At 47.4% G+C, this 21,757-nt stretch carries 25 protein-coding genes; 3 read left to right on the top strand and 22 right to left on the bottom strand.

Annotated elements, in window-relative coordinates; genetic code table 11:
• Position 1: 1 nt before the first annotated feature.
• The 11 genes from LLU09_RS09170 to LLU09_RS09120 all read right to left on the bottom strand — a co-directional run bounded on the left by LLU09_RS09170 (position 2) and on the right by LLU09_RS09120 (position 9,788).
• Positions 2 to 328, bottom strand: coding sequence for an anti-sigma factor antagonist (locus LLU09_RS09170; RefSeq protein ID WP_040105922.1), 327 nt, complete (start codon positions 326 to 328; stop codon positions 2 to 4).
• A gap of 81 nt (positions 329 to 409) precedes the next feature.
• Entirely contained in the window at positions 410 to 1,417 is a 1,008-nt protein-coding gene (locus LLU09_RS09165; RefSeq protein ID WP_370632495.1) for a PP2C family protein-serine/threonine phosphatase, read from the bottom strand.
• A 55-nt stretch (positions 1,418 to 1,472) separates the two neighbouring features.
• The gene (locus LLU09_RS09160) at positions 1,473 to 1,850 is read right to left on the bottom strand and encodes a type II toxin-antitoxin system PemK/MazF family toxin (RefSeq protein WP_228311470.1); all 378 of its coding nucleotides are present in this window, start codon (positions 1,848 to 1,850) and stop codon (positions 1,473 to 1,475) included.
• Positions 1,851 to 2,086: 236 nt separating this feature from the next.
• Entirely contained in the window at positions 2,087 to 3,238 is a 1,152-nt protein-coding gene (alr, locus tag LLU09_RS09155) for an alanine racemase (RefSeq protein WP_228311469.1), read from the bottom strand.
• 11 nt (positions 3,239 to 3,249) lie between these two features.
• Positions 3,250 to 3,597, bottom strand: coding sequence for a holo-ACP synthase (gene acpS / locus LLU09_RS09150; RefSeq protein WP_228311468.1), 348 nt, complete (start codon positions 3,595 to 3,597; stop codon positions 3,250 to 3,252).
• Positions 3,594 to 4,067 (bottom strand): PH domain-containing protein, encoded by a 474-nt coding sequence (locus LLU09_RS09145; RefSeq protein ID WP_228311467.1) that lies wholly within the window; start codon positions 4,065 to 4,067, stop codon positions 3,594 to 3,596. Before LLU09_RS09145 ends, acpS begins: the two co-directional genes overlap by 4 nt.
• Positions 4,039 to 5,559 carry a PH domain-containing protein gene (locus LLU09_RS09140; protein ID WP_228311466.1) on the bottom strand — a complete coding sequence of 507 codons (1,521 nt, stop codon included), beginning with the start codon at positions 5,557 to 5,559 and terminating at the stop codon, positions 4,039 to 4,041. Before LLU09_RS09140 ends, LLU09_RS09145 begins: the two co-directional genes overlap by 29 nt.
• Positions 5,552 to 6,016, bottom strand: coding sequence for a PH domain-containing protein (locus LLU09_RS09135; RefSeq protein ID WP_228311465.1), 465 nt, complete (start codon positions 6,014 to 6,016; stop codon positions 5,552 to 5,554). The genes LLU09_RS09140 and LLU09_RS09135 overlap by 8 nt, the downstream gene beginning before the upstream one ends.
• 132 nt (positions 6,017 to 6,148) lie before the next feature.
• Positions 6,149 to 7,654: a DEAD/DEAH box helicase gene (locus LLU09_RS09130; protein ID WP_228311464.1), complete on the bottom strand. Its 1,506-nt coding sequence runs from the start codon at positions 7,652 to 7,654 to the stop codon at positions 6,149 to 6,151.
• 90 nt (positions 7,655 to 7,744) lie between these two features.
• Positions 7,745 to 8,413, bottom strand: coding sequence for an alpha/beta hydrolase (locus LLU09_RS09125; protein ID WP_228311488.1), 669 nt, complete (start codon positions 8,411 to 8,413; stop codon positions 7,745 to 7,747).
• Between the two features lie 10 nt (positions 8,414 to 8,423).
• On the bottom strand, positions 8,424 to 9,788 hold the full coding sequence (locus tag LLU09_RS09120) for a UDP-N-acetylmuramoyl-tripeptide--D-alanyl-D-alanine ligase (protein WP_228311463.1): 1,365 nt from the start codon (positions 9,786 to 9,788) through the stop codon (positions 8,424 to 8,426).
• Between the two features lie 131 nt (positions 9,789 to 9,919).
• Here LLU09_RS09120 and LLU09_RS09115 point away from each other — a divergent pair, with 131 nt between their 5' ends.
• Positions 9,920 to 11,110 (top strand): FtsW/RodA/SpoVE family cell cycle protein, encoded by a 1,191-nt coding sequence (locus tag LLU09_RS09115; RefSeq protein WP_370632491.1) that lies wholly within the window; start codon positions 9,920 to 9,922, stop codon positions 11,108 to 11,110.
• Positions 11,111 to 11,146: 36 nt separating this feature from the next.
• Here LLU09_RS09115 and LLU09_RS09110 read toward each other — a convergent pair whose 3' ends face one another.
• Positions 11,147 to 11,296: an Lmo0850 family protein gene (locus tag LLU09_RS09110; protein ID WP_169738721.1), complete on the bottom strand. Its 150-nt coding sequence runs from the start codon at positions 11,294 to 11,296 to the stop codon at positions 11,147 to 11,149.
• Positions 11,297 to 11,431: 135 nt separating this feature from the next.
• On the opposite strand from LLU09_RS09110, the gene cls reads away from it, so the two are divergent.
• A complete protein-coding gene (gene cls, locus LLU09_RS09105) occupies positions 11,432 to 12,913 on the top strand; it encodes a cardiolipin synthase (RefSeq protein WP_228311461.1) in 1,482 nt (493 codons plus the stop codon).
• 70 nt (positions 12,914 to 12,983) lie between these two features.
• On the opposite strand, the gene yidC is transcribed toward cls, so the two are convergent.
• The 3 genes from yidC to LLU09_RS09090 form a co-directional block, all read right to left on the bottom strand.
• Complete coding sequence (gene yidC / locus LLU09_RS09100) at positions 12,984 to 13,859, bottom strand: membrane protein insertase YidC (RefSeq protein WP_228311460.1); 876 nt, start codon at positions 13,857 to 13,859, stop codon at positions 12,984 to 12,986.
• A 219-nt stretch (positions 13,860 to 14,078) separates the two neighbouring features.
• Complete coding sequence (locus tag LLU09_RS09095) at positions 14,079 to 15,044, bottom strand: transglycosylase family protein (RefSeq protein WP_228311459.1); 966 nt, start codon at positions 15,042 to 15,044, stop codon at positions 14,079 to 14,081.
• 463 nt (positions 15,045 to 15,507) lie between these two features.
• Positions 15,508 to 16,095, bottom strand: a complete 588-nt coding sequence (locus LLU09_RS09090; RefSeq protein WP_094906400.1) for a single-stranded DNA-binding protein — start codon at positions 16,093 to 16,095, stop codon at positions 15,508 to 15,510.
• Between the two features lie 190 nt (positions 16,096 to 16,285).
• On the opposite strand from LLU09_RS09090, the gene LLU09_RS09085 reads away from it, so the two are divergent.
• Positions 16,286 to 16,711 carry a YwpF-like family protein gene (locus LLU09_RS09085; protein WP_228311458.1) on the top strand — a complete coding sequence of 142 codons (426 nt, stop codon included), beginning with the start codon at positions 16,286 to 16,288 and terminating at the stop codon, positions 16,709 to 16,711.
• 1 nt (position 16,712) lies between these two features.
• Here the strand turns inward: LLU09_RS09085 and fabZ are convergent, their stop codons facing one another.
• From fabZ to atpG, 7 genes are all read right to left on the bottom strand, one after another.
• The gene (fabZ, locus tag LLU09_RS09080; protein WP_228311457.1) at positions 16,713 to 17,156 is read right to left on the bottom strand and encodes a 3-hydroxyacyl-ACP dehydratase FabZ; all 444 of its coding nucleotides are present in this window, start codon (positions 17,154 to 17,156) and stop codon (positions 16,713 to 16,715) included.
• 4 nt (positions 17,157 to 17,160) lie between these two features.
• Positions 17,161 to 17,349 carry a DNA-directed RNA polymerase subunit beta gene (locus LLU09_RS09075; protein ID WP_228311456.1) on the bottom strand — a complete coding sequence of 63 codons (189 nt, stop codon included), beginning with the start codon at positions 17,347 to 17,349 and terminating at the stop codon, positions 17,161 to 17,163.
• 12 nt (positions 17,350 to 17,361) lie between these two features.
• Complete coding sequence (gene murA / locus LLU09_RS09070; RefSeq protein WP_228311455.1) at positions 17,362 to 18,654, bottom strand: UDP-N-acetylglucosamine 1-carboxyvinyltransferase; 1,293 nt, start codon at positions 18,652 to 18,654, stop codon at positions 17,362 to 17,364.
• A gap of 77 nt (positions 18,655 to 18,731) precedes the next feature.
• A complete protein-coding gene (locus tag LLU09_RS09065; RefSeq protein ID WP_255620852.1) occupies positions 18,732 to 18,935 on the bottom strand; it encodes a DUF1146 family protein in 204 nt (67 codons plus the stop codon).
• Positions 18,936 to 19,005: 70 nt separating this feature from the next.
• Positions 19,006 to 19,413, bottom strand: a complete 408-nt coding sequence (locus LLU09_RS09060) for a F0F1 ATP synthase subunit epsilon (RefSeq protein ID WP_228311453.1) — start codon at positions 19,411 to 19,413, stop codon at positions 19,006 to 19,008.
• A gap of 18 nt (positions 19,414 to 19,431) precedes the next feature.
• Positions 19,432 to 20,844: a F0F1 ATP synthase subunit beta gene (gene atpD, locus LLU09_RS09055; RefSeq protein WP_228311452.1), complete on the bottom strand. Its 1,413-nt coding sequence runs from the start codon at positions 20,842 to 20,844 to the stop codon at positions 19,432 to 19,434.
• A 22-nt stretch (positions 20,845 to 20,866) separates the two neighbouring features.
• Positions 20,867 to 21,742 (bottom strand): ATP synthase F1 subunit gamma, encoded by an 876-nt coding sequence (gene atpG, locus LLU09_RS09050; protein WP_228311451.1) that lies wholly within the window; start codon positions 21,740 to 21,742, stop codon positions 20,867 to 20,869.
• Between the last annotated feature and the right edge of the window lie 15 nt (positions 21,743 to 21,757).

Here is a 21,757-nt window from a genome sequence, read left to right as displayed (position 1 = left end):
TCTATTCAACCTCCGAAGCTTCATTGATATGCATCAGGTCTCTGAGCCCTGTAATTTCGAATAGTCTGAGGATCCTCTTCGATACGCCCGTCACATACATCTCCCTATCATGCTGGTTGAGGTCCTTCAATGTACCGACAAAGATTCCAAGTCCTGTAGAATCCATATAACTTACATCTGTAAGATCTATTCTAATGTCATGACTCCCTGATTGGCGAATCGGTTCTAGAACCTTCTGCAGTTCAGGCGCCGTATAGACATCAAGTTCTCCTTCAAGTACCACTACATATTCCTGTTCCTTCTCCGTTGCATCGATATTAATGTTCATAACAGCCTACACTCCCATTCAACTTGTATACATAAATCCTTTGGCTTTTACCCGCTCATTCTGGGGATAAACATATTTTCTTTAATTTTTATTGTTTTTTAATATGAAAAGGGTCAAATCGTCCTTTTTATGCGGGTTCTGGATCCGCATCAAAGATTCATAGATATATTGGACGATATCCTGTGGGTGATAGTCCCTCGCCTGCCTGAGCATATTTTTGACCTCCTCGAAATCGATGAACGTATCATCATGCTTTCTGAGCTCGGTCACACCGTCCGTGAAAACGATGATCATGTCCTTTGGCCCTATTTTGGTTTCCTTCTGCTCATATCGGGCATGCTCTTTTACACCAAGAACCACGCCTTTAGCATCGATTTCTTCGAATTCATCCTCTTCATAGCGATAGATGAGCGCCGGCTCGTGACCTGCCGATGAGTAATAGAGCAGGTCGGTATTATGATCGTAGAGACCATAGAACATCGTGACGAACATATTCTGGTTCACGTTCTTCTCCACGACGCGGTTCAGTTTCCTCAAGCTGTCGCTCGGCAGCTGGGAGTACCCGTAGGAATCCATGCCGAACTTGATCATGCTCATGGCAATGGCCGCAGGTATCCCCTTGCCGATGACATCTGCTACAGCAAAACTGAGCATGCCGTCATTATGGTCGATGATGTTGAAGTAGTCCCCACTCACTTTCCTCGCAGGTACACTGATGGCACCGAGCTCCATGGTTTCGAAGGTCGGTATCTCGGTCTTCAGCATCGTCTCCTGCAGACTGGAGGCCACATCCATCTCCTTGTCGTGGATTTCGAGCCTGTTCATCATGGATTTATAGTCCCTGTATGTAAACCCGAAAGAGATGATCACTTCCTGCAGTATGTCCAATGACTTCTTCATGAGTGCTGCATCATCGATGCCCATGTCGTCGAGCAGTTCGATATGAAGCGACACGATTTCCTCCGGAGAGGCATCCATTCCAATGACTTCCTCACTGAAGGTCTGGCACTGGTCTATAGCGTCCCCCTGCTCTTCGCCATACAGGTACAGTTCGATGATGTCCCTATAGTTGCTAACAATATTATCAATATACGTCATGTTGGTCACCTCATACTGAAAAAAGACTTTTGCGTACAAAAGTCCATCAGGCTTTAGATTGGGATTTCTTTGATTTGGATTTGGATGGCATGAGATCCAGACTGATCATCAGTGCCTTGTCCACTTCCTTCATCTTTTCTTCATTCAAATATGTAAGCTTTTCCCTAAGTCTTTTCTTGTCCACTGTGCGTATCTGCTCCAAAAGAATGACGGAGTCTTTGTCCAGATTATATGTATCTTTCGAAATTTCAACATGCGTCGGTATCTTGGCTTTATTGATTCTGCCGGTGATTGCGGCAACGATCACTGTTGGACTGTGATAGTTGCCGACATTGTTCTGTATGATGACTACCGGCCTTTTGCCCCCCTGCTCCGAACCCTGCACTGGTGATAGGTCCGCAAGATATACTTCTCCTCTTTTCATCTATTCACCATCTTTACTGTAAACGAGGAAATCTTCGTTGCACTGCCAAGCTTCACACTCTAAGTCGTGATTCTCGGACGCAATCGAAAGATTAATCTCACTCATTTCTATATATCCGTGCTCAAGAGAAAGTTCCATGCTGCTAAATAATGTCATATTCGTCATTACCAGACCACTCCCTAGTCACTTCATTAAACTTATGGTAATGATAACATTTATAAATAATCATTACTAGTTTATTTTAAAACTTCATTATTGACAAGGATATCATCCCCGCCCTCATATATACGCGGAAGCCGCCTGGAGAGCATGCACAGGGACTCGTACGGAATGGTATCCACATAATCGCTGTACGCTTCCATCGACTGCTCGGATGAACGGTCCCGCACGATGACATGGACCGGGTCCCCAGCCTTTACAGTGTCCGGCACTCTGATCATGATATAGTCCATGCACACCTTTCCGATCACGGGACACGAGGTCCCGTCAGCAAGTGCCACCCTGTAACCTGTGCGCGCACGCAGGAAACCATCTGCATAACCGATCGGCAGCGTGGCAACCCTGTCACCCGCTTCAGCATCATATTCCAGGCCATAGCTTACACCTTCACCCGCTTTCAGCACATGGAGGTCCACCACTTTGGTCGTGAATGCTACCGACGGCCTGAGGTCGACCGAGGTTATTTTACGGATGTAATCCGAAGGATAATAGCCATAGAGGGAGATGCCCACGCGGATTGCGTTACAGTAATCGTCATCGATGCGCAGTGCACCTGCGGAATTCTGTATATGGACGAACCGCGGCTTTTTTACTTGGGAGGTGATTGTCTTGAACCGCTCATACTCCATGTCATTCTGTCCGGAATCGATATCTGCAGAACTGAAGTGGCTGTAGATGCCTTCATATACAAGATGTGCGGATTCTTCTATCAAGTCTATCATCCGGGCAATTTCCTCCGGGTCCGATGTCCCCAGCCTGTTCATGCCGCTGTTCACTTTAATATGGATCCATACTTCCTTGTCATCCATATCCGTGACGTTCGACTGTGCTTCCTTGAGCCACTCAAGGTTCGGCGCAGTGATGGCCACGCGATGCTGGATGGCCTTATTGATATCTTCCGGATTGATCGGACCAAGTACCAGTATCTTCTCTTTGATGCCATGCATCCTCAGTTCGATCGCCTCATCCAGTGTAGCAACCGCAAAAAACTCCACACCACGCGCCGAAAGGTATTCTGCTACTGCTGTACTGCCAAGTCCATAGGCATTGGCCTTTATCACTGCGATGAACATCTTGCCGGGATGCAGTCCGCTGATGGCCTGGTAATTGTGGCGCACCGCCTCCAGATCGACCTCCACTACGGAATCCCTGTAATATTTTTCTGACATATTCGTACTCCTTATCTTTCGATTATGACTGTGGCCACAACGTATGCCCGTGAATGTGAAATGGATACGTGGGCATGCTGGTCATTCGCTATATACGGCCTTCCACCCGCGTCATTGAGGCAGACGATGTCCCTGAAGGCGGCAGCACTTCCGATGCCCGTGCCAAGCGCCTTGCTGTATGCCTCCTTGACTGCGAAGCGGCCTGCGAGATACTCCATTCTTCTGCCTGCGTCGGCAAACTGCCTGTACCGCTCCATCTCCTCAGGTGAGAGTATCCTTCTTGAAAGTCTGTTTCCCTTCTCTTCCACACGCTGTATGCGCTCAATTTCAATTATATCCGTTCCCAGTCCTGCAATCATGTTGCCCGCCTCATATTCTCATTGATCAGTTTCCTTATCTCGTTCCTTATATTGTCCGCTTCAGCGGATTCCAACTCCGGAATGTGGATGCGTTCGGCCGAAGTCTTCAAAGTGACGCCCTTAAGCCCATACCGCTTCATCAATGGGCCGACCGTCGTATCGATGTTCTGTACACGGAACAAGGGCACTGCATGCTGCTCCTTGAAGAAGATGCCCTGATGTATCCTGATTTCATCCTCTGAGACCCCGAAGCGGAAATATTTATACTTCAGCATCGGCAGCAGCCAGACATGGACCACGGCGATATAGAGGAAGATGATGAAAAGGATGAGCGAAATCCACCATGGGAACCAGTCCCACACGAAAAGTGACAGGATGAGTGCAGCTACCGCAATCAGCAGATCGACTGCCGCTACAATGCCTTCACGGATCCGCCATACTTTAATTGCCTTCGGTGAAATCTTCTGCATTCCGGTGCCCCCTTTCCACCCATTTCCATATCTTATCGATGTCGCTCCTGTCTATGAACTTGATGGTGGCCCGTGAGCCGAGCATGCCGGCAGCGGTCACCAGGGTGATGATCCCGAGCTTCGCCCGGTGAAGGAAGGGGTTGAACACCCATTCCGCCTCAATCAGCTTCTCATGCTTGATGACATAGTGCGAGCGTTTGAAGAATCCTGCCGTCATCAGGTTGATTTCATCATTCCTTATCGCGTAGCCGCTGTTGTACGCACTGTATATGCCGGAGGCCATGAATACCAATATCAGTACCAGCCCGGCAATCCAGGCGTAGTCGAACAGGAAATACTGGGCGAGCGAGGTGATGATGAGCACCAGCAATGTGACGACCTGGAAATACCTTCTGTATCCGCGGAAGGGAACCTTCCTTTCCGGAACCTCCACATGATAGTTCGGAAAGATATGGTCGACAATCTCATAAAGGCGCGCCTTTTTGATGAAGGGCAGCAGCTCCACTGTACCGTCAATATCCTCGCTGTCGAGCGAGTCGCTCGTAATCGTGACGGAAAGGGAATAGTAGCCGATCATCCTCCTGATGATCGAATCCTTGATGATAATGTTTTGGACCCTGTTGATATTGACGCTCTGATGCTTCTTTTCAAGCAGCCCATATTCGACGACCAGGTCATCATGCTTCATCTTCAGGGTGTAACCGTAGTATTTCACCGTCAGAATAAGGATTCCTAACGCATAGCCGACAATGATGAACAACCCTATCGCAAGGCCCATTGCCAGGGCAAGATTACGGATCGCCCCTTCAAAGTATTCGAAGTAGCGTTCAATCAGGAAGTTTGCTCCAATAAGGTTGAGGAAGCCGAAAAGCAGGGCCAGGAAAGTACCGAGCGCACCGCTTGTCATGCTCATCAGCAGAAGCGACCGGCCGTTCATGCGGTAGAGGGTGTCGAAGCCTGCCGTCTCCCTCTGGTCACTCTCCTCTTCTATCCTTGGCCATTCGCTGTATGCACCGATTTCGACAGTTTCCTCCAGATACACTTTTTCGTCGTACAGTATCCCCTGCAGGGATTCCGCCTGCGACTTTTTCATCGTGTCGATCTTTATGCCCTCTCCCGGAGTGATCACCTCCAGCTTGACTGCCCCAAAAATCCTGTGGAAGATCGGTTCGCTGAAATCGATCGACTGGATCCTCCTAATATCGAGCTCCTTCTCATGATTCGTGATGACACCATCCTTGTAGATGAACTTGCCATCTTCGATCCAGAACCTTGTACGGTACTTGTTCAGAAAATCCATGCCGCCGAACAGGACGATTGCAAGGATGAATATTCCACCGATGATCAGTATATACTTCAATGAAATATTTCCGGAGAGCAGAGTCTCCCTCGAATTGAACAGCACGATGATCAGGGGAATCCAAAGATTTTTAATGCCGTTCACCACACTGCCGAGATAGGCGATCGGATGCAGCTTCTGTGGACTATACATCTGTATGATCCCCCTTCACAAGCTCAATGACCTCTTCTTTCAGAATCGCGGCTTCCTCTGTTTTGAGGGGTGGCATCAGCAAGCGCGAACTCGCTGTACTGACTTCCAGCAGTGCCAGATCATACTTCCTTGAAACAGGTCCTGTGGACAGTTTTGCCCCCTGTATCCGTCTCACGGGCACCATTTTTGTCGATACCCTGAAGAAGCCTTTCCTGACGATGATGTGGTCCGTCTTGAGCCTGTAGCGGGTTACCCTGCAGTAGACCAGTGGCCGGACGATTATACCGATGATGAACAGTAAGGTAAGCCACAGGGAGGCACCCCAGTACACCCAGTGCGAAAGCTCAAAATAGAAGGCGGCAGCACTTGCCAGTAGTGCGGCAAATGCCCATATGAGGAAAGTCCAGAAGAACCGTACCCTCATATAGTGGACGACATCATCATGTACTCTTTTCATATTTGCCCCCTGTTGATTTTATATGTATTAATTATACTTTAAATTAAATGGGGAGAATGTTCAATTGTCCCATTACAACATTATAACAATAAAAAGCATCCTCTGCCCCATGGGGGCGAGGATGCTCGATGTTTACTTGATATGATCTTTGAAAGTGCGGCCACCCTGGCTGCGCTTCTGTCCGCCCTGTGGCTGACGGTTGCCGCCGCCCTGGCGTTTGTGGTTGCGTCCACCCTGACTGCCCTGGGTGCGTCCTTTACGGAATGGCTTCTTGCCACCGCCTTGGCCTTTGCCCCGGCGCTGTCCGCCTTTGCGTGTCAGAGGCTTCTCGAATGACAGCTGGATGCTGTCTTCATTTCTGCTGAACAGGAATTCATTGAGGATAGCAGCTACAACTTCCTTCGCTTCACCCTGCTCGAGCAGACGCTCAGCCGTTTCAAATGTGTGCGTATTCTTATTCTCGGATTTCCATTGTTCGATCTTGTTGAATATTTCCTTCTCACGGGACTTCTGGACTTCCTTCTTAAGAGGCGGTCTGAGAGCAGAGATCGTCTTCTTCTTCTCGTTCTCGATCATCCTCAAGTAGTCCATCTCTACCGGATTGACGAATGTAAGTGCCATACCTTCTTTACCTGCACGGCCTGTACGTCCGATCCTGTGTGTATAACTTTCGGCATCCTGAGGGATATCGAAGTTGTATACATGGGAAACACCAGAGATGTCGAGACCCCTTGCTGCTACATCAGTTGCGACGAGGATATCCAGCGCATCGTTCCTGAACTTCTTCAGAACTTCCAGACGCTTCGATTGGGTAATGTCACCATGGAGCCCTTCGGCACGATAGCCTTTGGCTACAAGTGCACCTGTCAGTTCATCGACACGGCGTTTTGTACGTCCGAAGACGATTGCGAGTTCTGGCTGATGGACATCGAGGAAGTCAGTAAAGACTTCGAGCTTCTCAAGCTCTTTTACGATCGTGTAGTACTCTTCGATCTGTGGATCGCTTGCGCCACCTTGATCCATCGTCTTGACGATGCTCGGGCTCTTCATGAAGCGTGTGACGAGCTCCTGGATCGCTTTCGGCATCGTTGCGGAGAACAGCAATGTCTGTCTGTCGCCCTCTGGAATTTCCGACATGATGAATTTCACATCATCGATGAATCCCATGTTCATCATCTCATCCGCTTCGTCCAGCACAAGCGTATTGATGCTGTCGAGCTTCAACGTTCTGCGTTTGATGTGGTCGATCACACGTCCCGGTGTACCGACGATGATTTCCGGTTTCTTTTTAAGATCCTTGATCTGGCGGTCGATGCTCATGCCGCCGAATATAACGGATACGCCGAGTTTCTTGTACTTGGCGAATTTTTTGAGCTGCTCACTCACCTGAACCGCCAATTCCCTTGTCGGTGTGAGGATCAATACTTGTGTACCTGCCTGCTTCTCTGTGTTTTCTATAATAGGAATACCAAACGCGCCCGTTTTACCAGTACCTGTTTTGGCCTGTCCAAGAATATCTTTTCTTTCCAGAGCAAGTGGAATGCTCTCTTCCTGGATCGGGGTTGGTGTTTCAAATCCTATGTCTTCCAGTGATTTTAAGGTTTCATCACTGACACCTAATTGTTTAAAAAACTTCAAATTAGAGTCTCCTTTGACTATTCGTTCTCATTTTCGTTACGCATAACTTCTCAATATTAACATTTCCAGACTAAAAATACAAGCCTGCTTCTACTCCTTGAATAAAAAGCGTTCTGCAGCGATGTTGAGCTCCAGCTGATTCCTGTCTGTAAAAGCAAAAAGGTGCGGTGCATCTTCAATCAGTTCCAGTGTGGCATCGGGAATCTTTTTTGCCAGCTCGACGCTGCTTTCGTAGGGTACGAGCAGATCGAGCTTGCCATGGATGATCAATGTGCGGGAGTGGATATGCTCCACCCCATCCTTTTTTGTTTCAACGATGGTCTTGAACTCCTGATAGGCACGAAATGGGATGTCCTTGATGCGCTTCTTTATCTTCTGGTACAGTTTCATCTTCATATGCTCGCTGAAATGGCGCGGGGTCAGACTCAGCCTGTTCAGCTGTGACAGCTTTATATGCTCGAATGCTGGTGCGATGAGCACGAGTTTTTCGACCGGCTCATGCTGGGCGATATGGCTCGCGAATACTCCGCCCATCGAAAAGCCGATGATGTGAACCCGGTCCACACGCTGCTTCAGGGCGTGATACGCATCCAGAGCTTCCGCGTACCATTGGTCTCCTGTCGACGCCTTCAGATCCAGTATGGTGCCATGTCCCGGATATACCGGAAACTCATACTCGAAATCATAGCGTGACTTCAGGTAGTCGAACAATGGTTCAAGCTCGTACCTTCCTCCTGTATAGCCATGGAGGAAAAGTATTCCGATCGGTTTAGATATAATCGTTCACCCTCTCCAGCGCCATACCTCTCGATCCTTTCAGCAGAATCACACTGTCCCCCGTCATCACCTGGGCGAGATGACCGGCGAGTTCTCCGATGTCACCGTAGTGGTGCTTGGCTTCCACTTCTGCATTTTCATGGATGGCTTTCGATGACTCCCCAAAGGTGAACAGATGATCGAAGGTATAGGGCGATTCATTGATATGCTGTGCCACTGACCTGTGCAGCTCCTCGGAATATGAACCGAGCTCCAGGATGTCACCGAGCACGAGGATCCGACTGCCGGTCTCCATGCGACCGACCGTATCGATTGCACTCTTCATGCTGGAAGGACTCGCATTGTAGGCATCATTGATTATGGTTGCACCGCCCGGGTGGCGCGCCTGTTCCATTCTCATGTCCGTTACAACCAGATCGTCAAAATGATCCTTCACTTCACTGATGTCAAGACCTGCCGCTTCCGCCGCAAGAAGCGCAAGTGTCGCGTTGGACGCATTATGCAGGCCAAGCTGGGGTATGCCCACTTCGAGATCAAGCGGATGGAGTCTGAAGCGCGTACCCTGATCCGTCTGATGGACATCTGCTATCTGCAGATCATTCTCTTTGCTTTCACCTGCGGAACGCACATTGTAGACAGCATTCCGGTCCACAATATCTTCAAGGAGCGGGTAGTCCCTGGAATAGATGAAAGTGCCTGAAGATTTCAATCCATCCACTATTTCATACTTCGCTTCCGCAATATTCTCCCTTGAACCCAGCTTTTCAATGTGGGATTCCCCCACATTCGTGAGTATGGCGATATCCGGGTTCGTCATCCTGCTCAGGAATCGGATGTCCCCTTTGGCATCCATCCCCATTTCAAGTATCGAGATTTCAGTGTCCCTATCCAATTGAAGAATGGTGAGCGGCAGACCGATCTCATTATTGTAGTTTCCAATCGTCTTCTTCACTCTGAAGTGCGGGGCAAGGAGGCACTCCACCATATCTTTGGTGGTCGTCTTTCCATTGGAGCCTGTGATGGCGATCACTTTTGGTGAAACTTCCTGCAGATAGCCGCGCGCAAGATCCTGGAGTGCCGTGAGCCCGTCCTCCACATGGATGAGCGGCAGATCCGGATCGACGGCGCCTGGTGCCTGTTCAGTCAGGCTCAACGCCGCACCAGCACGAAAAGCCTGATTTATGAACCGGTGGCCGTCGACATTCTCACCTTTGAAGGGAACGAAAAGGTTGCCTTCTCCAAGCGTCCGTGTATCGATCGACACACCTTTGATCTTTTTGTCCTTCATGGACTCGGCACGCGCATTCATTTTGCCATCGCATAGTTCTGCAATTTTCTCAATTGTCGTTTCAATCATAAGATTCGTCCAACTCCATCAATTTTTGTATTGGAAATTATTTTTAATCCGGCTGTATTACTATTGGATAAACACACTGACTTTATTATAAAATAGTGTATACTAAATGTCATGATTTCTATATGGGTTAGGTGAATTTTTTGGACAACAACCAAAGTTATAAAAGACAGAATGCCAATATATTTTCAAGGATCGACTGGACCCTTGTCCTATTGATCCTTCTGCTTGGTACAATCAGCGTCTTCATGATCCGTTCGGCGATGACCAGCGGACAATACAGCACCGATTTCAGCGTACGCCAGATCGTTTTCTATGGTCTCGGCTTCATCATGGTCTTCATCTTGAATTTCATACCGGTCAAGTGGATCAAGCAGTACATCTGGGTCATCTACACGCTCGGCGTATTGTCGCTGATCATACTTTTCGTCGCCCCCGTCTCCCCGCTTACACCGATCATCAACGGCGCCAAGAGCTGGTACCAGTTCGGGTTCTTCAGCATACAGCCTTCCGAAATCGTCAAGATCATCTACATACTCACACTGGCGTATCTGATCAGCCAGCACAACAAATACAAATTGACGAATGATCTTAATGTAGATATCAAGCTGCTGTTCAAAATCGTTGCCGTATCCATACTCCCCATGCTGTTCATACTGCTCCAGAACGACCTTGGGACGACACTGGTAATGATTGCCATACTGTTCGGCATGGTGGTCGTGTCCGGCATCAGCTGGTGGATCATCATCCCGGCGTTGGCAATCGTCGTCACCATCGGCGGCGCCCTGATTCTCGGCATCATTTATCGTCCGGACATCCTCGAACGCTACCTTGGCATCCATCCCTACCAGTTCGAGCGGATCTATTCGTGGCTGCGTCCGGAAGAATATGTTACTGAAGGCGGCTTCCAGCTCAGTAACTCATTGAAGGCAATTGGTTCCGGCGGAATTGACGGCAAGGGGTTCAAGGACGGTATCGTCTATATTCCTGAAAACCACACCGATTTCATCTTCACAATCATCGGAGAGGAGTTCGGTTTCATCGGTTCAACGGCGGTTGTTGTACTGCTGTTCATGCTGATGCTTCACCTTTTCCGAATTGCATCTGTAGTGACGGACAGCTTTTCGTCCTATTTCATCATTGGATATCTCTCCATGCTGATATTCCATGTATTCCAGAACATTGGCATGACGATACAGCTCGTACCGATTACCGGACTGCCGCTTCCATTCATCAGTTATGGCGGCAGTGGACTGTGGGCGAATATGCTGGCCATCGGCATCATCATGAGCATCTATTTTTACCAGTACCGCCAAAAGACATGAAAAACCGCAGCCTGAGACAATCAGGCTGCGGTTTTTTTAGATATTCTGTTCTTTCAGTCGCAATTTCTCTTTATGGGCAATGCGATTCATAATCTCGAATCTTGATCTCGACACCTTGACTTTGACCCCGAGCTCACTCAGCATCGTGACAACTTGCTTGACTTTGGAATGGTCGTTGCTATGCATAATGACACTCCTTCAATTACAGCTTATCTTCATTTTACCCTTATCTCAAGTAATTATCCATATAATTTAGAAAATAAATATTACAGAATTTCAAATATTCATGGTTTATAATAGAATGGAGACGAGGTGACTTCCATGGAATGGTTCATATTCGATTACTTGCTTAATACGGGGATACTTGGCATTGCAACATTGATTACATTCGGCATCAACTTCCTGTTTGCCATCGGTCTGATATTCCTCGAAAGAAGGAGTGCCCAGAGTGTCTGGGCATGGCTTTTCGTACTGTTCTTCCTTCCCATCATCGGCTTCATCATATATATATTCTTCGGACGCAAGATCTATAACCAGCAAATCTTCAAAGTCAATGAAGAGGACAAGGTCGGGCTTGAGCACCTGGTCAATGATCAGCTCCAGGAACTGCGCGATAACAGCATTTCATTCTCCAACAGGGTGATGGACAAGCACAGGAAAATCATCCATATGCTGCTGTACAACAACCAGTCCTTCCTGACCATCAACAATTCGATCCGCACTTTTACCGATGGCAATGAAAAGTTCGATCATCTTCTGGAGGATATACGCAATGCACGGGACCATATTCATTTCCAGTACTATATCTTCAAACTGGATGGCATTGGACAGAGGCTCTATGAGGCATTGCTCGAAAAGCAGAAAGAGGGCGTATCTGTCAGGATCCTTTATGATGATATGGGCTCCCGGGCATTGAGTCTCCGTAATTTCAGGAAACTCAGGGAAGCCGGTGGGGTCGTCGAAGCCTTCTTTCCGAGCAAACTGCCGTTGATCAATCCAAGGATAAACAACAGGAACCACCGCAAGATTGTGGTCATAGACGGCTCTGTCGGTTATGTCGGAGGATTCAATGTTGGTGATGAGTATATCGGTTTAAACAAAAAGTTCGGCTATTGGCGGGACACGCACCTCAGATTGGAAGGTAATGCAGTAAAGTCACTGCAGCTGCGCTTCATGCTAGACTGGAATTCCCACAATAAGCGTAATAACATGGTGAGGGAAGACCGATATTTTCCTGAAATGGACTACATGGGAGACACACCGATTCAGATAGCGTCAAGTGGGCCGGATGAGAAATGGGAGCAGATCAAATATGGATATCTGAAGATGATCTATAGCGCCAAAAAGAGCATCTATATACAGACACCCTACTTCATCCCCGACCAGTCCTTCCTGGAAGCACTGCGTATCGCCCTGTTGAGCGGTATCGAAGTCCACCTGATGATACCAAACAAGCCCGACCATCCTTTCGTCTATTGGGGGACCTATTCCAATGCCGGAGCACTGCTCGATATGGGCGCACAGGTCCATATATATGAAAAAGGGTTCCTTCATCAGAAGACCATAATGATTGATGATGAAGTCCTGAGTGTAGGGACGACGAACATCGATGTGAGGAGCTTCCTCCTGAATTTTGAAGTGAATGCCTTCATCTATGACGAAAAGGAAGCCATACAATACCGGCGCATATTCGAAGAGGATATCAAGGACTGTTCTCTTCTGACGAAGGAGAAATATGCAGCACGCAGCAAATGGATCCGGATCAAGGAAAGCATTGCCAACCTGATCTCACCCATACTTTAAATACATTATGAACGCACACATAAGAGGCCCGATATCATGAAGATATCGGGCCTCTTTGTATATCAATGGATTAAGATTTGTTTTTCTTCTTGCGTTTCTTCTTCGGCATGACTTTCGCATTTTTGATGCGTTTTTCTTTCTCAGCCTTCTCCCGTTCATGTGCTTCGATGATCGGAGCCATTTCTTCAGCAACTTTCTTCTTATAGAAAGTATTCCCTGCCCAAGTCTGGAAGATCAGGAATACACCACCGACTGCCCAGTATAATGGGAGTGCGGAAGGGGAAATCAATGAAATCCAGATGATCATTATTGGGGAAATGTACATGAACAGCTGCATCTGCTTGCGCTGTTCTGCAGGCACGAACTGCATGGATACATAGGCCTGTCCAGCATAGACGATACCAGCGATCGCCACCATGAAGAAGTCGACTTCCTTCAGATTCATCCATAGGAAGTGCGGGTATTCTGTAATACCGCCTTCGGAAGGGAACCTGAGTGCGAAGTAGAGTGCCATGACGACCGGCATCTGTATAAGGATCGGCAGACAGCCCATGTTGAGCGGATTGATGCCGTGTTTCTTGTACAGGGCCATCATTTCCTGCTGTGCTTCCATCTTCTCTTCTTGTGTAGTCGCAACTTTAGTCTTCTTCTGAATCTCTTCCATTTCAGGTTTGACTATCTTCATCTTTTCACGCATCATCATCTGATTCTTGTATGTACGCATCATGAACGGAAAGATTGCCAGACGGACGATAAGGGTAATTACGATGATTGCCAGCCCGTAGTTATTGTTCAGGTTGTCTCCGAGCCAATGCAGCAGTGAATCCATCGGTTGAACGAATGTATTAAAGAAAAATCCGTTTCTATTTTCTTCCTGAGAATAATCGCACCCGGAAAGTACCAAGACCAGGCCGATCATTATCGGAAAGAGCCATTTTTTACTCATTTCTTCACCTCAATAATTTGTCTCACATAAGTGAAATTGTAACATAAAAGAGTATCTAAAAAAATCATTTTATGCACCCTGTCGGATAATAATATATACATATTCAAAATCACTCACAGAATAGTCAACATTTCCTAGGCTTATATAAAAAGTGTGAATGCTTATTTTCATGAAAAAAGACCCAGCTTTTGCTGGGTCTTTGGAATTAATGGCTCAAACTTACAGTCTTGAACCACATACAGGCCAAGGCTGCGCGCCTCTTTGGTCAAACAGGATCTGAGCTCTCTTAGTCTGTTCAGCTGCAGACGCCTGGGAAGGAAGTCCACTTCCGCCTACAGAACGCCAAGTTTGAACATCAAACTGGTAGAGGCCGTGATAAAGACCATTGGAGCTTACAACACTTGCGTTTCCACTGGATTCACATTGTGCAAGCGCACCCCAGTTCTGGCCACTCGCATTGCTTGAAGTGGATGTAGACTGGTTTTGGGCTTGTGCTTGGTTACGCTGCTCACGTTCTTGTGCTGCTTGCTCTGCTGCACGTTGTTCTGCTGCAGCCTGTTCAGCCGCTCTTTGCTCTGCTGCACGCTGTTCTGCTGCAGCCTGTTCAGCCGCTCTTTGCTCAGCCGCACGCTGCTCTTGTGCTGCCTGCTCAGCTGCACGTTGTTCTTGCGCTGCTTGCTCAGCTGCACGCTGTTCCTGAACTTCTTCAGAAGGCTGTGCAGGTGCTTGGTTTACTTGCTCAGTCTGTTGAACTTCCTGAGTTTCTTCAACTTGTGGTGCTTCCACTACAGGCGCCTGTTCTACACTATTACCTGAAACTGCAAGTGTCTTGCCTGCAAAGATGAGGTCTGAAGAAAGGTTGTTCCATGCTTTAAGGTCGGAGACTGTTACATCGAATTGTTGAGCGATTTCAAATAGAGTATCGCCGGATTTGATTTTATATACACCATCTTCTGCTGGAGCTTCAGCATTCTCTTCATTGCTTACTTCGAGAACCTGACCTGGCAGGATGAGGTTGGATGACAGATTGTTTTCTGATTTGATTGCATCTACTGTTGTATTGTTTTCATGGGCGATCTGGGAAAGTGTATCACCTTTGTCCACAGTGTGGCTTGCTGCTTCTGCACTGTAAGCAAGAGTTCCTGATACCGCAATTGCTGCACCGACTGATAGTACTTTTTTCATAGTTAAAATTTCCTCCCGTTAATCCCTTAATTGGATCTCTGTTTTATCAACTGTTTAGTACTATATCAGAGATAAACATTTCGTAGGTTACAGGAATATAAAATAAAACGGGTTCTTTTACAGTCGTATTACAGAAACATTTCTCCACTAAATACATTATTGCAACAATAGTGTAGAATTATAACTCAGCCATTAAGCTACTGATAAATCACCCCTGCATACTATTAAAGAAGGCTCTACGACAGGCTTGTCAACTGGGCTGGAGATTCAGTCCTGTGATTTGAATAGTCGATATTATCTGATATCCGTAATAAATCATATGTAATATGTAATAAAAGAATTCATTTATTTTATTTGAAGTACAATAAAGCTCTGCATCAGGCTTGACCGCAGCGTTCAGCCTTGCGCAGAGCTTGGTGAGTAGTGTGAGTGTAGAATATAGATTGAGTGGTGTGCATATGTTTCAGGCAAGGGCTTTTGTTTTTCGGTCATGGTTGTCTCTGTTGGTTCTGGTATGTGTACTCTTTGATTCCGTTACCGGCTTGTCATCATGTTCAGCCAGTATTTTCTCCAATGGTTCCAGGTGAGTATCTTTCGGCCCGACCGGGCGCACGTCATCCTCCCCTTTTTCCAATGTATGGACAGCTCTTTCGCCGATGTAGTCCCATTGATCGTAATGCCTCACAGCATCATTGATCATTTTTGAAGGGTTGGCCATATCCTTCTGATCCTTCATCTTGTCCGGCAGGCACTTCACGTTCTCTGCCCATATCTCCATCCTGTACTCCTTCTCCCCTTCGGATGTAGTATAGACGGTTGTCGCCACCTGACCACTGACGCAGAGTATATCCCCTTCTTTTGATTCTGAAAGTACTTTGGGTATTGCTTTACCGAAAGCCTTGCAGTAGATGAAATGAACTTCCTTCGGTTTTCTTTCATCTTTCGGCACTCTGACTGTTGCTATAATGAATGAATTGACACTTCCATTCGCTGTCTTCTGCAAAGTGACGTTCCTCACAAGTTCTCCCACAAGCAGCACTTTGTTCATCATGTATCCACCCCCCTCCTGACTCAAAGATATATCCTGGAGGAATTTTCTGCAAAACACGGAAATTTGATTTTATGTTCATTTTCTTTACAATTGAAATATATCTGGTGCTGATTCACGTTATAATGGGGATAAGATCTGTACATTATGCATTTTTTGAAGATATGCATCATTTTTCGAAAGGGGAATTCATATGAAGTCTTTTAAAGTTGTGGAATTGAAACTTGAACATGAAAATAATTTCATAATCCTGGACCTGATTGACGGTATCATCATAAATAAAGAAAAGCAGGAAGACCCTTGGCTGGTTGAGATTTCAACATCCACCGACTTCAAGGATATACTGGAGGACCTTGTCGGTACTGAGATGGAGATGCTTGTGACCATCACACGCCATTCCAATGAACCTGCCAGATTCAAAGGCGTCTTTAATGAAATGAATGAAATTGAAAATGCATTATCCCTGATCTTCAATGGCAAAATCATCGTTCAGGGACCACACTATGCCGAAGATCTTCTGTCCCATCTGCTTGATGAGGGCTACGAGCAGGAGAAACTGCTTAATGAATTCAAAGCGATGATGGAATCAAAAGCTGAAATAAAAACATCCGATGACTAGACTAGTCATCGGATGTTTTATTATCTTGAATCGCAAAAGTGATTTCACATTTGCAGGCAACTTCGCCATCGACAGTGGCGACAGCATCACCCTTGCCGATCGGTCCCCTCAACTTTGTAATTTCCACTGAGAGTTCCAAAGTATCCCCGGGTGTCACCTGTCTTTTGAACTTGCATTTGTCGATGCCGGCAAAAAATGCGAGCTTCCCTTTGAAACGCTCTTCCTGCAGCAGGGCGACAGCACCAGTCTGGGCCAGCGCCTCAACAATGAGTACGCCCGGCATTACAGCATATTTAGGGAAATGCCCCTGGAAGAATGGTTCGTTTCCGGATACCTGTTTGATACCCGAACATTTGACTCCAGGCTCTATTTCAGTCACCCTGTCGATCAGGAGAAACGGGGGACGATGTGGAATTATCGCCTTGATCTGGTCGTACGTCAGCATATAATCATTCCTTGGTCATATTTATGATGTGTTCCCATGTTTCAATACGGAATACTTCCATAGGATTGTCCAGAATGCCATACCCTATCATCAATCCGCCAAAGAAGACGATGATTGCAATATAGATGAAGAGCAGAATTCTGATGATCAGCGGGAACCTGCGGTGGACTAGCTTTTTTGATTGCTCGGCCATAAGACTACCTCTTTATTTCGAAAATGTCACACTTTCCTGTGTGGAACTTTCACCTGTCCGTTCTATGTCAGCGCCAAGCTGTTCAAGCTTCTTATGAAATTCGACATATCCACGATCGAGGTGCTTTAATTCAGTAACTACAGTATACCCTTCTGCAGCCAAACCTGCAAGAATCAGGGCAGCAGCGGCTCTCAGGTCCGTCGCTTTCACCCGTCCACCAGATAGTTTCCTGACGCCTTTGATGAATGCGTGATTCTCTTCGACAGTGATGTCGGCGCCCATATTCCTGAACTCGTTCACATGCATGAACCTGTTCTCAAAAATTGTTTCAGTAATCACACTTGTTCCGTTGACTGTGGCAAGCAGCGCCATCAGTTGACTCTGCATATCAGTAGGGAATCCGGGATGCGGCAGGGTTTTCGCCTTGATCGGCTTCAATTGTTCACCCGGGATGACGCGCACACTATTCCCTTCTTCTACAATACTTATGCCCATTTCTTCAAGTTTGGAGATAAGTGCTGTGAGATGGTCCGCAATGACATTATCAAGGACGATTTCACTCCTTGTGATTGCACCGGCAATCATGAAAGTGCCGGCTTCAATCCTGTCTGGGATGACGGTATGGTCGACCCCTTTCAGGATATCTACACCTTCAATCGTAATATGGCCTGTACCGGCACCCGATACACGGCCCCCCATGGCATTGATATAATTGGCCAGGTCTTCAACTTCAGGTTCTCTGGCCGCATTCTCTAATTCCGTCACGCCCTCGGCTAGGCTCGCAGCCATCATCAGATTTTGTGTTGCACCTACGCTCGGAAAGTCGAGATAAATTTTCGCGCCTTTCAGACGATCTTCGACCTTTCCTTCGAAACTGCCGTCCACCGTACGGAACGTAGCCCCCATCTTCTCCAGACCTTTGATGTGCTGCTCCACTGGTCTGGAGCCTATCGCACATCCTCCCGGCATGGCGACATTACAATATCCGTACCGGCCGAGCAGCGGCCCCATGACAAGCATGCTGGCACGCATCTTGCTTACCAGGTTGAACGGCGCATCACAGCTCAGTTCACCACTCGCATCGATGGCAACGGTCTTGTCGCCGAATTCCACAGAGGCACCGAGATGCTCAAGCAATGCACTCAATGTGCCCACATCGGAAAGGTTGGGTACATTATGTAGCTTTGATACCCCTTCACTTGCAAGCAATGATGCAGTCAAGATTGGCAGTACGGCATTTTTTGAACCTTCTATTTCCACAGAACCCGAGAGTTTATTTCCACCTTTAACAATTATAGAATCCATTTCACTCACTCCATACTTTTACTTACGATACACTATTCACTATTTTAAAGATGTATAAACATGTTTGCAAAGCAAAATCAAAATAGAAGGGAGGCCTCCTGCACCAGTCTGAAGAAATCCATTATGAAATTGCTGAGCGCACTCCCCAGAAGCACTGCGGCAAGTATGATGAACAGTCTGATCCGTCCTGTTTCACCTTTTTTGAACCAGCTGTCGATATTCAATGCCCCTAGCACCCAGAAAGAAAAAACCACACACAACATATGAAGAATGATATGCATGAAGGCCAATTGGGAAAACAACATCTCATTCACCTACTAAAAAACCCGGGCCGAGGCCCGGGTGGATTTATTAACTATGTTTTGATACATCCAATCGGTTGATTGCACGGCGCAATGCCAATTCAGCACGATACCGGTCGACTTTTTCATCGCGTTCCTGCTGGAGCAGTGATTCGGCGCGCTCTTTAGCCTGCTTGGCACGTTCTGTATCTATTTCTTCTGCGAATTCACCAGCCTGTACCAATACTGAAACCTTTTCAGGACGTATTTCGACAAAGCCATCTGTCACTGCAAAGTATTCAAACTGGCCATCTATCTTTGCTCGCAGACTGCCAATCTTCAATGCAGCAACCGTCGGGACGTGGCCGGCCATGACGCCGATCTCACCCTGTTTGGTCTGGAGTATAATAATTTCACAGTCCTCTTCATTGAACACGGAACCGTTTGGTGTAACTACATCCAGTGCAATTGTACTCATTTGCTAACCCTCCCGATTTTAGACTTCTACGCCCATCTCACGTGCTTTATCAAGCACATCGGAAATGCCGCCGACGAGACGGAATGCATCTTCCGGGATATGATCGTATTTGCCGTCAAGGATCTCCCTGAAGTCGCTGACAGTCTGTTCGACTGGTACGTAGGATCCCTTCTGGCCAGTGAACTGTTCTGCGACGTGGAAGTTCTGGGAAAGGAAGAACTGTATGCGGCGCGCACGTGAAACTGTTCTCTTATCTTCTTCCGACAGCTCATCCATACCCAGTATTGCAATGATGTCCTGAAGTTCACGATACTTCTGGATCGTCGCCTGGACGCCACGTGCAACCTCATAGTGTTCCTCGCCGACAACTGCCGGTGTCAGAGCACGGGATGTGGAAGCAAGTGGGTCCACCGCTGGATAGATACCCATCTCGGAAAGTTTACGCTCGAGGTTGGTTGTTGCATCCAAGTGTGCGAATGTCTGTGCCGGTGCCGGGTCAGTATAGTCATCGGCAGGTACGAATACTGCCTGGATGGAAGTGACTGAACCGACACTTGTGGAAGTGATACGCTCCTGGAGCTGACCCATCTCTGTAGCAAGCGTCGGCTGGTAACCAACGGCTGACGGCATGCGTCCAAGCAATGCGGACACTTCGGAGCCGGCTTGTGTGAAACGGAAGATGTTGTCGATGAAGAGCAGTACGTCCTGTCCTTCTTCATCACGGAAGTATTCTGCCATTGTAAGGCCGGATAGGGCGACACGCATACGTGCACCTGGCGGCTCGTTCATCTGGCCGAATACCATCGCAGTTTTGGCGATAACTCCGGAATCACTCATTTCATGATAGAGGTCGTTTCCTTCACGTGTACGTTCCCCTACACCTGCAAACACGGAAATACCGCCGTGTTCCTGCGCAACGTTGTTGATCAGTTCCTGGATAAGAACCGTCTTTCCTACTCCGGCACCGCCGAACAGGCCGATCTTACCACCTTTTGTATAAGGGGCCAGCAGATCTACTACTTTGATCCCTGTCTCAAGGATTTCAACATTCGTTGTCAGATCTTCGAACTTTGGAGCCTCACGGTGAATCGGATCTCTTCTTTCTGATTCAGGAATCGCTTCTCCAAGATCGATATGTTCACCAAGTACATTGAACACCCTGCCGAGTGTCACCTGGCCGACAGGTACAGTAATCGGGCTACCTGTGTTTGTAACTTCAGTACCACGCTGCAATCCGTCTGTAGAACTCATCGCAATCGTTCTCACGACATTGTCTCCAAGATGGAGTGCGACTTCAAGAGCGAGGGCTTCTTTTTCATTTTCATCTTCCAAGTTGATGTAGAGCGCATTGTTCAGTTCCGGCAGTTTGCCTTCTTCGAAGCGCACATCAACTACAGGTCCCATGACTTGAACCACTTGACCTAAAGCCATTCGATTTCCTCCTAGTCTTTCTTTATTCAAGTGCAGATGCACCGCCGACGATTTCTGTTATTTCCTGTGTAATCGCAGCCTGTCTTGCACGGTTGTATTGTAATGATAGATCGTCCACCAATTCTTTCGCATTGTCCGTCGCAGCCTTCATCGCTGTCATACGGGCCGCGTGCTCACTTGCTTTCGCATCCAGAAGCGCACCGTAGACCAGGCTTTCCGCATATTGCGGGAGGATGGTTTCAAGGATGGATTCCTTGTCCGGTTCGAACTCGTATGTGGACAGGTTCGATGCCTGTGTCTGATTCGCCGCATCGTCTTCGGATAACGGCAGCAGCTTTCTTGTAGATACCTTCTGCTCAAGCACGGAAATGAACTCGTTGTATACGATATACAGTTCATCGATATCTTCGTTCGAGAACTGTGCCACCGACTGCTGGGCGATTTCCTTTACGCTGCTGAAGCTTGGCTGATCATCCAGCCCAATACGATGGTTCGTAATATTGTACCCACGGTTTTCCAGGAATTCGTATCCCATTCTTCCGATAACGAAAAGATCATAGGAATCCGGATTATCATTGTGGCGTTCACTGATCTTGCCGGTGATCTCTTTTATGATGTTGGCATTATATGGGCCGGCTAGACCACTGTCCGATGTAATGATCACATATCCGGTACGTTTGACTGGACGCTCCCTGAGCATAGGGTGGGAACTGGTATTATCGCCGGAAGCAATGGCTTGGACAGCCTCCTGGATTTTATCCATATATGGTTGGAACTTCCTGGCATTCTCCTCAGCTCTCTTAAGCTTGGAGTTCGAAACCATGTGCATGGCGCTAGTGATCTGGCTCATCTTTTTGGTTGATCCGATACGACCTTTAATTTCTCTTAATGAAGCCATGAATTCACCACCTTA

Source organism: Salinicoccus sp. RF5, from assembly GCF_020786625.1.
In the GTDB taxonomy this organism is placed as follows: domain Bacteria; phylum Bacillota; class Bacilli; order Staphylococcales; family Salinicoccaceae; genus Salinicoccus.
This window is presented reverse-complemented; position numbering and strand designations above follow the sequence as displayed.

Coding starts and splice junctions, on each gene's coding strand:
- LLU09_RS09170 (WP_040105922.1), bottom strand. CDS start 328: ATGAACATTAATATCGATGCAACGGAGAAGGAACAGGAATATGTAGTG.
- LLU09_RS09160 (WP_228311470.1), bottom strand. CDS start 1,850: ATGAAAAGAGGAGAAGTATATCTTGCGGACCTATCACCAGTGCAGGGT.
- alr (WP_228311469.1), bottom strand. CDS start 3,238: ATGTCAGAAAAATATTACAGGGATTCCGTAGTGGAGGTCGATCTGGAG.
- acpS (WP_228311468.1), bottom strand. CDS start 3,597: ATGATTGCAGGACTGGGAACGGATATAATTGAAATTGAGCGCATACAG.
- LLU09_RS09145 (WP_228311467.1), bottom strand. CDS start 4,067: ATGCAGAAGATTTCACCGAAGGCAATTAAAGTATGGCGGATCCGTGAA.
- LLU09_RS09140 (WP_228311466.1), bottom strand. CDS start 5,559: ATGTATAGTCCACAGAAGCTGCATCCGATCGCCTATCTCGGCAGTGTG.
- LLU09_RS09135 (WP_228311465.1), bottom strand. CDS start 6,016: ATGAAAAGAGTACATGATGATGTCGTCCACTATATGAGGGTACGGTTC.
- LLU09_RS09120 (WP_228311463.1), bottom strand. CDS start 9,788: ATGATTGAAACGACAATTGAGAAAATTGCAGAACTATGCGATGGCAAA.
- LLU09_RS09110 (WP_169738721.1), bottom strand. CDS start 11,296: ATGCATAGCAACGACCATTCCAAAGTCAAGCAAGTTGTCACGATGCTG.
- cls (WP_228311461.1), top strand. CDS start 11,432: ATGGAATGGTTCATATTCGATTACTTGCTTAATACGGGGATACTTGGC.
- yidC (WP_228311460.1), bottom strand. CDS start 13,859: ATGAGTAAAAAATGGCTCTTTCCGATAATGATCGGCCTGGTCTTGGTA.
- LLU09_RS09095 (WP_228311459.1), bottom strand. CDS start 15,044: ATGAAAAAAGTACTATCAGTCGGTGCAGCAATTGCGGTATCAGGAACT.
- LLU09_RS09090 (WP_094906400.1), bottom strand. CDS start 16,095: ATGATGAACAAAGTGCTGCTTGTGGGAGAACTTGTGAGGAACGTCACT.
- LLU09_RS09085 (WP_228311458.1), top strand. CDS start 16,286: ATGAAGTCTTTTAAAGTTGTGGAATTGAAACTTGAACATGAAAATAAT.
- fabZ (WP_228311457.1), bottom strand. CDS start 17,156: ATGCTGACGTACGACCAGATCAAGGCGATAATTCCACATCGTCCCCCG.
- LLU09_RS09075 (WP_228311456.1), bottom strand. CDS start 17,349: ATGGCCGAGCAATCAAAAAAGCTAGTCCACCGCAGGTTCCCGCTGATC.
- murA (WP_228311455.1), bottom strand. CDS start 18,654: ATGGATTCTATAATTGTTAAAGGTGGAAATAAACTCTCGGGTTCTGTG.
- LLU09_RS09065 (WP_255620852.1), bottom strand. CDS start 18,935: ATGCATATCATTCTTCATATGTTGTGTGTGGTTTTTTCTTTCTGGGTG.
- LLU09_RS09060 (WP_228311453.1), bottom strand. CDS start 19,413: ATGAGTACAATTGCACTGGATGTAGTTACACCAAACGGTTCCGTGTTC.
- atpD (WP_228311452.1), bottom strand. CDS start 20,844: ATGGCTTTAGGTCAAGTGGTTCAAGTCATGGGACCTGTAGTTGATGTG.
- atpG (WP_228311451.1), bottom strand. CDS start 21,742: ATGGCTTCATTAAGAGAAATTAAAGGTCGTATCGGATCAACCAAAAAG.